The sequence below is a fragment of the Priestia sp. SIMBA_032 genome (genome assembly GCF_046535215.1).
GTDB lineage: Bacteria > Bacillota > Bacilli > Bacillales > Bacillaceae_H > Priestia > Priestia aryabhattai.
Map to the genome: position 1 here is coordinate 1 of NZ_JAWRXD010001530.1, position 237 is coordinate 237.

The window sequence follows — 237 nt, forward strand, 5'->3', positions numbered from 1 at the left end:
GGAGTATATCATCAAGTATCATCCAAGATTTGCAAAACATAATGTACCAATCTGGTTAGATCGTGATTATAAATTTCCAATTGAAGGTGGCGACGAGCTAATTTTAAATGAAGAAACAATTGCGATTGGAGTATCTGCTCGTACTTCAGCTAAAGCAATTGAACGTTTAGCTAAAAATCTCTTTAGCCAACAAAATAAAATTAAGAAAGTGTTAGCGATAGAAATTCCAAAATGCCG

General features: G+C 33.8%; 1 protein-coding gene. It reads left to right on the forward strand.

All coding sequences use genetic code 11. The annotated features are described in order from the left end of the window. A partial coding sequence (locus tag SB717_RS39410; protein WP_410908761.1) for an arginine deiminase family protein occupies nucleotides 1-237 on the forward strand: 237 nt, incomplete at both ends.